Annotated in this window: 16 protein-coding genes; 10 read left to right on the plus strand and 6 right to left on the minus strand. The window is 69.5% G+C overall.

Going from position 1 to position 13505, the window contains the following annotated elements:
- Positions 1 to 39 precede the first annotated feature (39 nt).
- The gene (locus ACNJ93_RS33145; protein ID WP_418961173.1) at positions 40 to 603 is read right to left on the minus strand and encodes a hypothetical protein; all 564 of its coding nucleotides are present in this window, start codon (positions 601 to 603) and stop codon (positions 40 to 42) included.
- Positions 604 to 1003: 400 nt separating this feature from the next.
- Between ACNJ93_RS33145 and ACNJ93_RS33150 the strand changes: the two genes are divergently transcribed.
- Positions 1004 to 1303, plus strand: a complete 300-nt coding sequence (locus ACNJ93_RS33150) for a hypothetical protein (protein ID WP_418961174.1) — start codon at positions 1004 to 1006, stop codon at positions 1301 to 1303.
- A 185-nt stretch (positions 1304 to 1488) separates the two neighbouring features.
- Here ACNJ93_RS33150 and ACNJ93_RS33155 read toward each other — a convergent pair whose 3' ends face one another.
- From ACNJ93_RS33155 to ACNJ93_RS33165, 3 genes are all read right to left on the minus strand, one after another.
- Positions 1489 to 2331, minus strand: coding sequence for a DUF4253 domain-containing protein (locus ACNJ93_RS33155; protein WP_418961609.1), 843 nt, complete (start codon positions 2329 to 2331; stop codon positions 1489 to 1491).
- Positions 2332 to 2492: 161 nt separating this feature from the next.
- A complete protein-coding gene (locus ACNJ93_RS33160; RefSeq protein ID WP_418961175.1) occupies positions 2493 to 3020 on the minus strand; it encodes a DUF1062 domain-containing protein in 528 nt (175 codons plus the stop codon).
- 444 nt (positions 3021 to 3464) lie between these two features.
- Entirely contained in the window at positions 3465 to 3866 is a 402-nt protein-coding gene (locus ACNJ93_RS33165; protein ID WP_418961176.1) for a hypothetical protein, read from the minus strand.
- Between the two features lie 562 nt (positions 3867 to 4428).
- Between ACNJ93_RS33165 and ACNJ93_RS33170 the strand changes: the two genes are divergently transcribed.
- Complete coding sequence (locus ACNJ93_RS33170) at positions 4429 to 4977, plus strand: GNAT family N-acetyltransferase (protein ID WP_418961177.1); 549 nt, start codon at positions 4429 to 4431, stop codon at positions 4975 to 4977.
- A gap of 58 nt (positions 4978 to 5035) precedes the next feature.
- On the opposite strand, the gene ACNJ93_RS33175 is transcribed toward ACNJ93_RS33170, so the two are convergent.
- The gene (locus tag ACNJ93_RS33175; protein WP_418961178.1) at positions 5036 to 5611 is read right to left on the minus strand and encodes a TetR/AcrR family transcriptional regulator; all 576 of its coding nucleotides are present in this window, start codon (positions 5609 to 5611) and stop codon (positions 5036 to 5038) included.
- 99 nt (positions 5612 to 5710) lie between these two features.
- On the opposite strand from ACNJ93_RS33175, the gene ACNJ93_RS33180 reads away from it, so the two are divergent.
- From ACNJ93_RS33180 to ACNJ93_RS33215, 8 genes are all read left to right on the plus strand, one after another.
- Positions 5711 to 5998 (plus strand): putative quinol monooxygenase, encoded by a 288-nt coding sequence (locus ACNJ93_RS33180; protein WP_418961179.1) that lies wholly within the window; start codon positions 5711 to 5713, stop codon positions 5996 to 5998.
- 209 nt (positions 5999 to 6207) lie between these two features.
- Complete coding sequence (locus ACNJ93_RS33185) at positions 6208 to 6357, plus strand: hypothetical protein (protein ID WP_418961180.1); 150 nt, start codon at positions 6208 to 6210, stop codon at positions 6355 to 6357.
- 391 nt (positions 6358 to 6748) lie between these two features.
- A complete protein-coding gene (locus ACNJ93_RS33190) occupies positions 6749 to 7126 on the plus strand; it encodes a hypothetical protein (RefSeq protein WP_418961181.1) in 378 nt (125 codons plus the stop codon).
- Between the two features lie 457 nt (positions 7127 to 7583).
- Entirely contained in the window at positions 7584 to 8024 is a 441-nt protein-coding gene (locus ACNJ93_RS33195) for a hypothetical protein (protein WP_418961182.1), read from the plus strand.
- A 146-nt stretch (positions 8025 to 8170) separates the two neighbouring features.
- Positions 8171 to 8374: a hypothetical protein gene (locus ACNJ93_RS33200; RefSeq protein WP_418961183.1), complete on the plus strand. Its 204-nt coding sequence runs from the start codon at positions 8171 to 8173 to the stop codon at positions 8372 to 8374.
- 622 nt (positions 8375 to 8996) lie between these two features.
- Complete coding sequence (locus ACNJ93_RS33205; protein WP_418961610.1) at positions 8997 to 9755, plus strand: DUF6192 family protein; 759 nt, start codon at positions 8997 to 8999, stop codon at positions 9753 to 9755.
- A gap of 44 nt (positions 9756 to 9799) precedes the next feature.
- Positions 9800 to 10291 (plus strand): ester cyclase, encoded by a 492-nt coding sequence (locus tag ACNJ93_RS33210; RefSeq protein WP_418961184.1) that lies wholly within the window; start codon positions 9800 to 9802, stop codon positions 10289 to 10291.
- A gap of 711 nt (positions 10292 to 11002) precedes the next feature.
- Positions 11003 to 11458 carry a DUF6069 family protein gene (locus tag ACNJ93_RS33215; protein WP_418961185.1) on the plus strand — a complete coding sequence of 152 codons (456 nt, stop codon included), beginning with the start codon at positions 11003 to 11005 and terminating at the stop codon, positions 11456 to 11458.
- 556 nt (positions 11459 to 12014) lie between these two features.
- Here the strand turns inward: ACNJ93_RS33215 and ACNJ93_RS33220 are convergent.
- Positions 12015 to 13397: an FAD-binding protein gene (locus ACNJ93_RS33220; RefSeq protein ID WP_418961186.1), complete on the minus strand. Its 1383-nt coding sequence runs from the start codon at positions 13395 to 13397 to the stop codon at positions 12015 to 12017.
- Positions 13398 to 13505 lie beyond the last annotated feature (108 nt).

Raw genomic sequence — 13505 nt, forward strand, 5'->3', positions numbered from 1 at the left:
ACATCTGCACATCCTGAGCACGCGTCGGGACGACAGCTCTCACCCGCTCCGAGGCCCGTACCGCTCCCGGTACCAGGCCACTTGCTCGGCGCTCATCGACGACGAGACGGCGTACACATCACCGAGGCGGCCGCCACCACGCCGAGCCGGACTCCGCTCATGGGCCCGGTAGGTCAGTACGGACACTTCGGAGACGGGCTGCCAATGGAGGCTGTAGGCCGGAGCATTGGGGTCGGGGACGTCCTCCAGGTGCACACCACGCCTGGCCAGCAGCCGCTCCAGCTTGTCGAAGCGGAGGTGGCGGCCGAAGCGGCCGTACCGTTCGCGCATCGCTTCATTGACCATGCCGCCCCCGAGGGACGACAGCCGATGCACCTGCACGGTGAAGTGGTGCCCCACCCACGGATCGTCGCGCGATTCCCGGCACCAGAAGAACTCGACCATCCCGTAGTCGCGCCACATGCTCTGGTCGTCGAAGGAGTTCTCGGCAAAGCCGGAACCCAGGATCGCGGTGACCTGCTCAGGGCTGTCAGTCGGCCGGGCGCCGAGCACCGTCCCGGAGGTGATCACGTCCAAGTAGAACGCGAGAGAGTGCGGAGTCACAGTGTCCTTCCTCGCCGGCTCGATCCGCCTCAGCTTAGATGCGCGGGCGCCGACCAAGATCCACCAAGTTGAGGTTCGATGGCAGAGAACAGCAGGTCGCAGTGCTGCTCCTGGGCCTATCGTCGTCGGACGAGAGAACCGCATCGCAGGGGAGAATGATGTCGGGGCGAGGGGGTTCGAGAGGCGCAGTAGACGTGCTGCTGCTGGCGTTGACCCGGATGCGCGTCCGGTCCCGGGCGGCTGCCGCAGTCCGCGAAGCCCGGCACCGCGAAGCCGTCGGCCGCGCCACGACCGATGGCCTCGCCACCGCCGTACGACACGGAGCCGGCGCGGCCGCTGGGCAAGGCGGCGGCGCCCGGCCGCGACCACGCCTTGCTGCGCGCGGCCTTGGGCTTCCGGGGTGCCGAAGGGCTACGAGACCTTTGAACTCGACGAGGTGGTCGTCATCCGTCGCCTCGACGCCACCACCGGCGAGTTGGCCTGGATGCCCGACGGCCGCACCTTCTGCTACGCCATGGTCCGCAAGGACTGCAGGCCGCTCACCTGCGGCCGCGTGCCCGAGGAACCTCCGGCGCCCGGGCTGCTCTTCACGATCCCGCTCGACCATGACCGCGTGACGAGTGAGGAGGAGAAGGACCAGCTCCGGCTGCTGAGCTTCGCGATGTCCGAGGGAGGCTCCCGCAACTTCGACCACGTCTAGCGCCGTCAGGGCGCGGGACCGGTACACCAGGCCGTCGCGCAGTTTCCGTCAGGCCGGATGGTCACCTTCCTGACCTTCGACCTCACCGCCCAGGGGAGCCTCGACCAGGAGTCGGAGATCTGCAGCAGCGATCGTGCCGTCTGCTTCCCCTCCGAGCCCGTGCCGTACTGAGCGCACTGCGCGGATCAGTCCCACCAGAGAGACCACATCGACGAGCGGGCCATGCCGTCGCCGGTCTTCGTCAGGTCCTGGACGGTGTCACTGCAGTAGGCGTGCAGCTCGGTGGCCGCCTGTGCGGCGCCGTGCGGGTCGAGGGGCGGCCGGTCGACCACGAGCTCCAGGTAAGGACCGGCGGCGAAGAAGAGCTGGGCGCCCCACTTCTCCTGCCACCGCCGCAGCACCGCCGCGTCGTCGAGCGGGGTGAGGCAGCCGTAGCCGAACCAGTTGCCGGTGCCGTACAGATGGGGGAGGAGTACGGGCACCTCGTAGCCACCGCGCGCCGCCACGAAGTTGATCCACCGCATGCCCCTCCCGAACAGGGCGCCGGATTCGGTGGCCCAGCGTGACACTCCCGGCAACGGCCTCGCGACCGCGGGGCCGAGCAGGGGTGCCAGACGCGCGTGATCGTAGTCGTCCCGCCACTCCTCGAACTCCTCATCGCCGTGGACCAGGCCCTGCACGGACCACCGGAAGCTGGAGATCACGAGGGACGCGGCCCGGGCATCGTGGTCCTGGCGGACGAGCTCCTCGACCGACCTCTCCCACTCGGCGGCGTCATGTCCCCGGCCATCGTGGTGGCCGGCCTCTCCCTCGGGCGAGGAGGACGTCACGTACGGCCACCAGCCGGTCTCACCGTGCCGGCAGCGCCACGTCTCCCACACCCTCCGGACTCGGTCGCGCGGCACGCACACGCCCACGATGTCGACCCCTACGGCGGTGACGGCCCGCGCGACCTGGGCGTCGGGGTGCGACGCCTGCAGCTGAAGGAAGACTTCGTCGGCGGTAAGGGCAGGGGGGCGGAGGAACATGGTCACGGTCCATGACCTTAGAGTCCGCCGCCGCAAGCCCGCCTCCCTTTTCGCCCCCGACGGAACGCCACGAGACCGGGATCTCGTGGCGCGGCCCGCTCCCCAACGCAGGGCCTGCCCGGCGGAACGCCGGACCGGCCCAGGCCCTGAACGGCAGGGGCTCAGCGCTTGAGCGTGAAGGTGAAGTCGTCCGAGAGCCTGCCGTCCAGCCGCACGGCGGAGACGAGCTTCCCTTCCACGATGAGCCGCTCGACCTCCGCCCGCGAAAGACCGCAGCCTTCGGCGACCAGCCGTACGGGCCGGACGGGAATCCGCGCCGCGAAGCGAACGGCCACGTCGATCACCTCGCCGTCCCAAGCAGCCGGTCCGCCGGTGTCGAGGCGCCATGCACCCTCCCAGTCGAGGGCGATGCGATTGCGCCGCTGTACGACCGGATCCTGAAGCAACTCGGCTGCCAGCGCGAGGTCGTTGTCATGCAGCCGGTCCAGCATCTCGGGCCGCACGGAACGGACGTTCATCCGCTCCAGCACCGAGAGCTTCGCCGTGTCCCCGCAGGACGCGCAGAGCACGAGGAGCCAGGCGTCGAGGAGCTTGTGGTTCGCATTGACGCGGAACTTTCCGTTGGCCTGGAAGCGCTCGGACGCGCATCTGTGGCAACGACGGCGAACGAGAGGAAGGAAGGTGGGCATGACCACCCAGGTATTGAGCACAGAAGTACACCGGTTTCAGTGAGAAATCCGCAGCAGAAAGGGGCGCGGCGCAAAGGCGCGACGCGCGACAGATCAGCGCTCGGGAGGTCTCACAGGGTGTACAACGGCCCGCCCTCGACTAGACGACTCGGTCAGTCAGCAAGGTAACGGCGGACACCAAGGCGCTTCCACCGATTTCCGCACGGCGGACTCGTCCGGACGCCCATGGCCGGCCGGCCTTCGCCGGCGGATTCACGGCCGACGCGGATTCCGGTCTGGGATGCGCTTGGGGGAGGGACAGGCCGCGCCGCCCGCACGACACACCGACGCTCAGGCTTAGGAAGCCCCGGCCACATCGCAAAACTAGCCGGGGCCCACACGCCGTACGGAACGTATCCACGCGACCGAACCGAACGGCGCCCGCACCGCCCCGTTACCCCACTACTACGCCTTCGTCTCGCCGGCGAACTTGTCCAGCTCGCGCAGCGCCTCGGCGTGGGCACTCATGCTGCGCGTGACGCTTCCGATCGTGAACAGCGCCACGCCGGCGGCTGTCGCCGGTACGGAGAGCGCGAGGACGGCCAGTGCCTCGGGCCAGTCCCGTTCGTTCTGGCACCAGTCGTTCCTGTACAGCCCCTCGTTGGCCGTGCCGCGCTCGGTGAACAGCCGCGACTCGCACTTCTCGGGGTACCGATCACCGGGCTTCCTGTCGACCTCGTAAGGGGTCAGAAGCAGCAGGAGGCACCATGTCCACAGCAGCGCCGCCAAGGACAGCATCCCGATGCCCCAGGCCCGTATGCGACCGGCCCGCGCGCGAAAGTCGAGATCGTACTCACGTGATTGCATGGCGGCCGAATCTAGCAGCGCGGATCCGGCGCACATTCTCGAGGCCATGACCGCCTACGAGGCAGACACACGCAAGCGGTCCGGCCCTGGGAGCACGTGCCACCGCCCGGCCGCTCCGAGATCTAAGGTGCTCCGGGCAAGCGGCGAGCGGCCCGCGGACAGAGGCTGACCCGGACCATCGACGCCGCCGACGTGAAGACGATCAAGAGCTCTGGATCAAGGACCTCGCCTACGCCCGGGCGAACCCAACCTCGACCGCGAGGTAGCGGCTAAAACTGCCGGGGCGCGGTGCTCGACGAACTGGAACCGCGCACCGTGGACGCCGCGCCGGTCAGCAGCGCCGGACGGCCGCCGCCCCCGGGGAAGCCCGCGGGGCCGCTTCGCCGCTCTGCGGTACTGGCACGCGGCGACGCCTCCACACATGACTCGCGGCGACCGGCGCAGGCCTCTCGTGACCCTCCCACGAACCCCTCGCCCCCCAACATCAACTACTCGGCCTCAGGCAGCCGTTGACCGATTCCGTCAGGCGCAAGTCCGCCGCGCCCGCGATAAGTTGCCCGTCATGACTGAACTGGGACCTGACACCTGGCCGCCCGCCCCGATCAAGACCGAGCGACTCGTGCTCCGCGAGTCGGAGGCCGAGGACCGGCCGGCGTTCATCGAGCTGTTCTCCTCCCCGGAAGTCGGCACATACGTCGGCGGGGCCCGACCGCGAGAGGAGCTCGACCGGGCGATGCCCGAGGTGCCAGGGCGGCGTCCCGGCTTCTTCGTGATCGACCTCGACGGAGCGATGATCGGCATGGTCACGCTCGATCCTCACGGTTCCGACCGCCCCGGCCACGTCCGGCCCGAAGCGGGGGAGACCGCACTCGGCTACATGCTCCTGCCGGAGGCCTGGGGGCACGGGTACGCCGCAGAGGCGTGTGCAGCCGCCCTCGACTGGTTCGCCGACACGCTTCCCGGCGAGCGGGTGGTCGTCTGCACCCAGACCGCCAACGACCGCGCGTTGCGCCTTGCGGCGAAGCTCGGGTTCACCGAGGTGGAGCGGTTCGAGGAGTTCGGCGCCGAGCAGTGGTTCGGCGTCTGGTCCGGTGCCACGAGGCCCAGTTGATCCCGCTCTGCCATGCCGCCCGCGACGAGCGTGCCGGAAGACCCTGACCGGGCGGGCATCATCCCGTGGTCCGGCCCGGCGAGATGTCGAGGATGATGTCGGCGGCGCGGGCGATGACGAGGGCGCGGGGAGTGTGCCCGGGGTGGTCGGCGGCGAGGAAGTGGCTGCCGATGGCGGTACAGAAGGCGAGCAGGGCACGGGCCTCGATCTCATCGGGATCGGTACAGAACGTGCCGATCGCCTCGCGTGCAAGCCGCATGCGCTTGTTGTCCACGCGGCGCAGCCGTTCGGCTACGGCCGGGTCGCGACGGGCCCATTCACGGACGGCCAGGTCGATGGGGAGCAGGCGGTCGCTGGAGAAGGTCAGCCGCCCGGCGAGGCGGACTTTGTCCCGGGCGTCGCCGCCTTGCCGTTCGACCTGGGCGATGACGTCGTCGGTGCTCTCGCGCTCCCAGGTATCGAGCATGTCAGCCAACAGCGCGTCGCGGTCGGCGAAGTATCCATAGAAACCGCCCTTGGTCACCCCCAGCGTCTTGGCGAGTGTCTCGATCCTCACCGTGTCCACGCCGCCAGTGGCCAACGCCTGCAGTCCCGCTTCGATCCACTTCTCACGCGGCGTGCGCAACGCGCCCATCCGTGGCCCGCCTTCCTCTCTGAACTTGCTTGTACGGAGCCGTATAACAGGTCTAGTCTCGCGTTGTACGGCATCGTATAACCTGAGAGGGGGCAGCTCATGTCATTCGGTTTCGTCGCCTTCCACTACCCCGCGCCGGAGCACCTCGACGAGTTCGTCCAGGAATGCCACAAGGTCGCCGAGGCCGCCCGGCGGCAGCCCGGCTTCGAGTCGGTTGCCGTCTGGGTCACCCCGGACGGGAGCGCCGTCGTCACCACCGGAGCGTTCGAGTCCGAAGAGGCATTCCTGGCGGCGTCGGCCATCGGCCGCGAGATGGACGCCACCCCCGAGGGCCTGAGCGACCTCGAAATCCGCCCCCGCGAAGTCCACTTCCTCGTCTCCCGCTAGGAACCCCCGACCGCGTAGCCCCGAAAACCGCTGCACGAAACGACGCCGACACCCGTGGCGACCCAGGCACGGTCACCGGCGACGCCGACAGTGGACCGCAGTCCCACGGAGCATCCGCAGGCCCCGGCGCTGCCCGCTCGGCAGCGTGTAGCCGCTTTGTCGGGTGGGAACGGTCCGAGTACTGAGCAGCCGCACCGGGGGGAGGCGCTGTGCTCGACTCCATCGTCGCCGTCGTCATTCCTATGGGACTGCTCGGCGTCGGCGGGCTGGCCTTCTGGTTGTGGGCGCACTGGGGCACCGACGCTCCGGTGGAGCACCACAGCTCCATGCCGAGCAAGCCGGACTGGCCGGAGGGCTGAGAGAAACAGCGAATTGCCCCGCCTCGACAGTGTGAGAAGCCGTCGGGCCGAGGGCGTCATGATGCCGACGAGCAAGCAGCGTCAGTCGGTCTGGCTGTGCTTGTGCAGGGCGGCGCTCGCTCGGAATCGGAGCCGGCCGCACCGGTCCTTTTCATCGGACGATGCATCTTCTGGGCAGCAGCAGTGCCGTGCCAGCCACCCAAGGTCCTCGACTGTGAGCCAGAGGGCTATGCGACCTTGAGCGGCTTCTTCCTGAGGATTCGTGGGGATGACATCGACCATGCACGCCACCATATAGAAGTCCGAAGGGTCTCCGGCGGGGCTATGTGTACTCGCAATTCGGAGTGTGTACTCGCAATTCGGAGTGGATTCTCTCGCGAGTCTGCGGTGCATGAGCTCGATCATGACGAACGAGTTGGAGCGGATCACCGCCGACCCGGCCGGTGCCGCGGGGATGGTGGGGCGCAGGCGCAGGCGCGGGCGGGGAGAGGCGCAGACTCTGGGCGAGGCGCTGGACAATCCCGACGGCGACCGGCTGTACGCGGTGCAGTGGGAGCAGGCCCGGCGACTGAAGGCGGAGCGGGAGGCCGCCGAGCGGGAGGTGCGGCGGCCGGTGTGCACCAACCGCGGGGTGAAGTTCACCGAGGACCGCTGGGAAGCGGTGCGAGGGTGGGGTGCGTCCTGGGGCAGCGACAGCGACGGACTGTGCCGGAGTTGCGGGGACTCCGCGAGCGCCTGGGCCGAGGGCGAACGCCTCGTCCGCCGTTAGGCGGAAGAGGCCGCGGCCCGCGCGGCGGCCGAACCGGAGGCGGCGGCCAACCGCGGCGGCGGGTTCCGGATCGGACGACGCCGGTAGCCGCGGGATAGCTAAGGGGGAACCTGGACACGCCGTCCCCGAACGGCGGCTTGCCCACCGCTCCCGAGGCGCGCTGAGGTGGTCTGCCGGTGTGGAGCGAGCACGCGCTACGCATCATCGCGTACACCAGCGAGGCCCGGGCGGCCGCCTGCTCGCCGGGAACGCCTTGCACTTGGCGCCGGCCGCCCGAACCGCGTTGTAGGTGGTCGCTGAAAGGCTAGTCGGAGGCATGGAGATGAGCAGCTGTTGCGCGCAGGAGCTCGTATTCCGGGGTCAGGAGGTTGACGAGGGTCTCGCGTTCGTCGGCCTATCTTGGACACCCTCGTTCTTGTCTCAGAGCACCCTTTGGGCCAACCCACCAGGAGGACCCATGTCATACCCGCTCACCCCCGAGGAGAGGCTCGCCGACGCGAAGAAGCAGCTGAGCCTCCCGCGTATCATCGTGATCTGCGGCTCCACTCGCTTCATGACCGAGATGGCCGAGGCTGATCTGCGGGAGACCAAAGCCGGAAAGATTGTCGTCAAACCGGGCTGTGACATGAAGTCGCCCCACGAACTCTGGTCCGACCCGGTCGAGGCCGAGGCGCTGAAAGTACGACTCGACGATCTGCACCGAGCGAAGATCCGGCTCGCTGATGAGGTGCTCGTAGTCGGCGACTACATCGGAGACAGCACCCGAGCTGAAATCGCCTACGCCCGGTCGCTGGGCAAGCCCGTGCGGTTCACGCACCCCGAAGTCGCCCCTCACGAGGTATCCGTGCCGCGGCCAGAGCCTAGGACAGCGGCCGACCACCAAGACCGGTCCGTCTGACGCCACGAGGTGAGAACGTCATCGGCCCTATCCATCTCTGGCGAAGGAGGGCGATCTGAGAGGGCAGCGGCGGCACCGGGTCGAGTGCCCTCCCGCGAGCCCAGTTCTGAAACAGCCCCTCGGTCGTCTCGACCGCGGCGACCACCATGGTCACCTTCAGGTCCCCGTCGCTCCAGGTGTTCCACAGCGCCCAGCCCTCCGGCCTGGGGACGACGCCAATCCGCATGCACACCTCCTCGTACGCCTCCTCCACCCCGGCCGGCATGGCCCCGGGCTTCAGCACGGAGGCCCCGACGAGGCGGACCAGAGGCCGGTCCTCCTCCAAGCAGCCGTCGCCCTCGAAGTGGTGATGGCGCAGTGCCCGAGCAAGCGCATTCACACTGCGCTGGAGAGGTGTCGCCTCATCCGGGTCCGCCTGGAGGGAGAGCCATCCTCGTTGGACGCCTCCACACTGACGCGGTGAGCGAGGCGCTCGATCTCCCCGAGATAGTTCAGGTCACTGAGCTCAGGTGAGGTCATGGCCCGAAGTTTCGCACCACGTCGCCGACGCCGACACAGGTTGTCGATCCAGCCTGCAGCACCCTGCGGGACCTCACTTCCAGGAGCCGGGCTCTAATCCTCGCGTACAAGAACAAGCGACCCGGCCGCGGCGAAGGCAGCGGCGACATTCCCCGGCGACCAGGTCCTCCCGCGCATCGCAACTCCTGGACGCCCACCCTGCCATCACCAGGTTCTCCACCGCCAAGTCCGGCCTCGCCGCCCTGCGCCGTCGGCGGATCGTCGATCTCCTCGAAGCCCAGCCCGACCTCGACCCGAAGACCGCCGCCATCCAACTGGACTACCCCACCAGCACCCAGAGCGGCGCCATCACGGTCGCCGAGTGCGAGCTGCACGCCCGAAGCGCCAAGCCGTACCTGCAGCACACAGTGGTTCCCGGCAGCGGCCGGCATCGCCCCGAAGACCCAGGTGGAGATGCGCCAGCCCCGACGGGAACACCGTGCCGCCGCGGCCGTCACCGCCGACCTGTTGCGCCGGCCCACGGTCTCGGCGAAGGTCGCCGTCGTGGACAAGGTGCGCGTTGTCGAGGAACTCACGTGTGATCAGACCGTCGCGACGACCGGCCTACTGCGCCGCCCGGACGCCTCCTTCCGAGCCATGTCCGACGACAGCGCCCGCCACCAGGTCAACCACGCCCAGGCCGGACGCGGCCACCAGGCCCGCGAGAACTTCGAACGGACAAGCCCTGTCACCCCGGCCGTCAGGCAGATCAATCGCACGGTCGAGTTCTTCGACCTGGTCACCGCCTGCCACTCGTTCGTCGCCGCGGCCGGACGAGCGAGCCGTTCCCCACCTGCGGGACCGGCAGTTGTCCGCGAACGGGCGGTCGTGCACCAGAACATCGCCGAGGTGCAGGCCACGCTGGACTGGATCGAGAACGCCGTCGACACCGGCAAGGTCGACATGGACGACGAGCTGGCCCGCCTGCTGCGAGGGCACTGGCCATGCCCCGGCCTCGCGGCGCCGGGGCGACGCCGCCCAGCGGCACGCGGACACCCTCGGCGAGACGAAGACCGACCGCCGCGGCCCGATGCCTCGACCAGCCCGCGGACGCGCGCAGCTGATCCGCCCAATCGCAGCGGCCGAGTGTCGCGCGATCAGGTGACGTCCCACGGCGATCCCCTCCGTCGGGATGTCAGGGGCTCAGCGGTGGCGCGGCGCCGACTAGCGTGAGGCGACCCGCGTGTGGCGGGCCGGTACCCGCCCTGGAGACAGACATGGACCGCGACGAGATGACCCGCCTCTGCGAGGCTCACCGCGCCGCCGAGGCCGCGCGCGATTACGACGGTATCCTCCGCACGTTCGCCGACGACTGCTTCTTCGAGACCGTGCCGCTCGGGCGGCGCAGTCGGGGCCGGGCTGCCACGCGGGCCGCGTACGAGGGCATTTTCACGGCGTTCCCCGACCTCACGCCCGACGACAAGGCTATGGCGTACGGGGACGACGTCGTGGTTGTGTGGGGGACGCTCCGTGGTACCAGCCGCGGCGCATGGCTCGGTGTACCACCGAGCGGCCGTCCCTTCACCGTGCCCTTCACCAACGTGGTGCCGTTCAGAGAGGGCCTGATGGCGGGGGAGTCGGTCTACTTCGACCTCGCCACCCTCTGCGAGCAGGCGGGTCTGGATCTCGACCGGATCCGCGCGGCCGCCAAGGGAACTGGCCCCACAGGACAGCCGGCGGATCCGGGCGACGGCGGGCCCGGGAAGTGACGGGCCGGCTAGGACGTGTCCGGCCGATCAGGCGCGGAGCCAGATGATGAGGGCCGCGGCAGTCGCGGCCCCGAGGGAGATGTAGCCGCGCTTGTCGTAGCGGGTGGCCACAGCTCGGGCGTGCTTGAGGCTTTTGATGGCCCGTTCGACGGTGTTGCGCGTCTTGTACCGCTCTTCGTCGAAGCCCGGTGGCCGTCCGCCGCGTGAGCCTTCGCGCAGGCGGGCGGCCCGGCTGCCGATCTTCTCCCGGATGGTGTGCCGGATGCCCCGGCGCCGCAGGCACGGCCCGTTGCTGCAGGCCCTGTCGCCGCGAGGCAGGGGGCGGAGGTCGGCTACGAGCGGGCGGGCGAGGCGGAGCTGGGTGTGGGCGGCGATGACCAGCCAGCTCCAGCGGTCGGCTGCCGCCGAGTCGCGCAGGCGGTGCCGGGGCCAGCCGAGGGTCTGCTTGAGCAGGCGGAACGTGTGCTCCAGACGAGGCGGTAGACGTCAGGAAGGGTGCCCATGCCGTTCGGGTTGGCCACGGGTTCCAGGGCGAGTTCACCCCCTTGATCTTGGCGCGCGTAGCCACCCAGGGGTGAGCCCAGGTCCCCAATTCGGTTGGGCTGCCCCTCGGGAGAAAAGGCTTGACCTCAAGTCAGGTTCAGGTTGGAGGCTTCTGTGCATGCCGAAGGCCGAACCGTGCCGGGCGCTCTTTTACATTGGGGGACTCTCATGTCGGGCAATACACTTCGCAACACTGGCTCTTCCGCGGCCGACTCCGTACTGCTGGCCCGCCGGCCCACCTTCGGCTGGTGGATGGTGCTGGTCACCGGCGCGGTCGGTGCAGCCATGGTCAATCTGGTCGTCTTCGCCGTCGCCAAGCTGTCTGGTGCCTTGCTCGTCGTCGTGGACGCCGGTGAGGAGCACGCCATCACGGTCGGGGGCGTCATCGGGGCCTCCGTCGTTCCGCTGGTCGTCGGGACGGGTGCCGCTCTGCTGCTGAGCCTGTGGAAGCCGGTCTTCCTGCGGGTGGCGCAGTACGCGGGCAGCGGTCTGGCGCTGTTGTCGGTTGCGGGCCCCCTGTCGTCCGACGCCGACGGCGGCACCATTGCGGCCCTGGCCCTCATGCACATCACCCTCGGGGTGGCGGTCTTCACCACCCTGCACCTCCACCGCCGCTACCGCTGAACGCGCGGACCGCACCCCTGCCGTGGACGGTCGCACAGCCGCCCACGGCAGGGCGGTCGCGACCTCAGCCCGACCGTTGGAACCGGACCTGCGGTGCATTACCGTCTCGGGCGGTACGAGACGAAGCATGCAACGGAAGAGCGCCCGCGAGTCTGGTCGCTCAGGTAGCTGAGTCCTTTCTGGCTGGTGGGTGTGGATGATCAAAGCCCGTCCCCCCATCCGAAGGTGGCGTTGGAGGCGCGTTGGGGGCGCGCCCGCCGTGGTCTTCGTCGAGGTGGACCCAGGTGTCGGCGTACACGCGAACGTGGCTCTGGCACGCGGCGGCCGGGGGCCCCACGACGGCGGTAGCTGAGGAGGGCCCAGACCCGGCCCATGTGGACCGCGGCTTCGCGAAAGCGTCCACCTGCGCGCCGAGTCCGATCCCGGCTGCGCCGAGCGCCTGCCCGCTGATGCGGCCTGGACGGGACCGGGAGGGGCTCAGCCCGAGCCCGCTCTCCTGAGTGGCGTCCCCGGGGCATGCCGAGGACCCGCCCGGCGGGGCGGGTCCGGAGCGTGATCAGAAGATGCGCTGACCGGGGGTGAGGACGCCGTCGGGGTCGTAGCGGCGGCGAGCGGCATCGAACTCCGCCCAGAAGGGGCCGAAGTGGCGCACCCAGTCCTCCTTGGTCAGCGGCACGGACCCGATCGGGTACCAGCAGCCGCCCGCGGCGCGCGTGACGTCGTACTGGGCGCGGTTGGCGGCGACCATCTCCTCGGCGGAATCCGCGCCGGGGGACGCGGTCTTGAGGAGTGAGAAGAGGTAGACGAGCTCCTCGTCCGGCATGATCGGCAGCGGCGTCGCGCACTTCGCGGTCAGGATCGGGTAGAGCAGGATGACCGCGGTCACGCCGATCGCGTTGCCCTTGAGGCCCGAGAGGGTGTCCGTGACGACGGTGTTCACCGTGGAGGCGGGGAGGAAGCTGTCGTACCAGGGGTGGGGGCGCTGCCATTCGCCCATGGCCTTGAACGCCTCCACCGCCGGCGCGAGCCGGTTCACGAAGTCGAAGTACGGCACGTCCTGGATCTGCGCGGCGGTGTGGCCCAGGTCGGAAGTGAGGCGCTCGTCGTCGTCGGCGGTGCCGTCGTAGGTACCGGCCTCGATCATGTAGGTCCAGCCGTCGGGACCGGGGAGGGCCTGGCCGACGAGGTAGTCGAACCGCGCCTCCTGGATCAGTTTCGTCTGCTGGGCGGTGATCGCCTCGACGGTCGGGTAGGTCAGGACGTAGTGCCGTACGGAGCGGGGCGCGGGGACCAGGGAGATCGTGGCGCGCGTGATGATCCCGCACTGTCCGAGGCCGCCGAGGGCGGCGCGGAAGAGGTCCGGGCGGACGGTCGGCGAGCAGGTCGTGAGCTTGCCCTTGCCGGTCACCACCTCGAGTTCGCGCACGTTGTCGACCTGGGTGCCGTAGCGGCCGATCTGGCCTCCGAGCCCACCGGCCGACAGCGTGCCGCCCACGGACAGTTCCAGGTAGTCGGTGAAGGCGGGCGGGGTGAGCCCCCGCTCCAGCGTGGCGCGGAGCAGGTCGCTCCACACCACGCCGCTCCCCACTACGGCGGTGTCGTCGAGGATCTCGATCGAGTCCAGGGCGCTGAGTTCGACGACGAGCCCGTCCGGCACCTGGGCCTGTCCGTGGGTGGAGTGTCCCTGGCCCCGCCCGGCGACCTTGAGTCCGCGCTCCCGGCAGTAGCGGACCATGGCGGCGACGTCCTTCGCGGAGCCCGGTCTGAGCACCGCGGCGGGCCGTCTGCTGACCAGACCGCCGAAGTCGGTGGCCGCCGCGTCGAGGGCGACCTCGTCGAAGCGCAACTCGCCGTCCAGCGACGGCGCTTCGGCGAAGGGACCGCCGGCTCGGCGGGCCTCGACCGGATCCGGCTGCGGGGTGGGAAGGTCGGACGTCACGCTGACTCCAGACTGCTCGGGTACACGACGGCGGTGCACCGGCCCGCAGTACGCACAACCTCTCCGGATTCCGGCACACTTCCTTTACATTGTGATCACTCCTGATCT

The sequence above is a fragment of the Streptomyces tritici genome (assembly GCF_048500665.1).
Lineage (GTDB): Bacteria > Actinomycetota > Actinomycetes > Streptomycetales > Streptomycetaceae > Streptomyces > Streptomyces tritici.

Coding starts and splice junctions, on each gene's coding strand:
- ACNJ93_RS33210 (WP_418961184.1), top strand. CDS start 9,800: ATGGACCGCGACGAGATGACCCGCCTCTGCGAGGCTCACCGCGCCGCC.
- ACNJ93_RS33155 (WP_418961609.1), bottom strand. CDS start 2,331: ATGTTCCTCCGCCCCCCTGCCCTTACCGCCGACGAAGTCTTCCTTCAG.
- ACNJ93_RS33175 (WP_418961178.1), bottom strand. CDS start 5,611: ATGGGCGCGTTGCGCACGCCGCGTGAGAAGTGGATCGAAGCGGGACTG.
- ACNJ93_RS33200 (WP_418961183.1), top strand. CDS start 8,171: ATGGTCACCTTCAGGTCCCCGTCGCTCCAGGTGTTCCACAGCGCCCAG.
- ACNJ93_RS33165 (WP_418961176.1), bottom strand. CDS start 3,866: ATGCAATCACGTGAGTACGATCTCGACTTTCGCGCGCGGGCCGGTCGC.
- ACNJ93_RS33190 (WP_418961181.1), top strand. CDS start 6,749: ATGAGCTCGATCATGACGAACGAGTTGGAGCGGATCACCGCCGACCCG.
- ACNJ93_RS33195 (WP_418961182.1), top strand. CDS start 7,584: ATGTCATACCCGCTCACCCCCGAGGAGAGGCTCGCCGACGCGAAGAAG.
- ACNJ93_RS33215 (WP_418961185.1), top strand. CDS start 11,003: ATGTCGGGCAATACACTTCGCAACACTGGCTCTTCCGCGGCCGACTCC.
- ACNJ93_RS33205 (WP_418961610.1), top strand. CDS start 8,997: ATGCGCCAGCCCCGACGGGAACACCGTGCCGCCGCGGCCGTCACCGCC.
- ACNJ93_RS33170 (WP_418961177.1), top strand. CDS start 4,429: ATGACTGAACTGGGACCTGACACCTGGCCGCCCGCCCCGATCAAGACC.
- ACNJ93_RS33160 (WP_418961175.1), bottom strand. CDS start 3,020: ATGCCCACCTTCCTTCCTCTCGTTCGCCGTCGTTGCCACAGATGCGCG.
- ACNJ93_RS33180 (WP_418961179.1), top strand. CDS start 5,711: ATGTCATTCGGTTTCGTCGCCTTCCACTACCCCGCGCCGGAGCACCTC.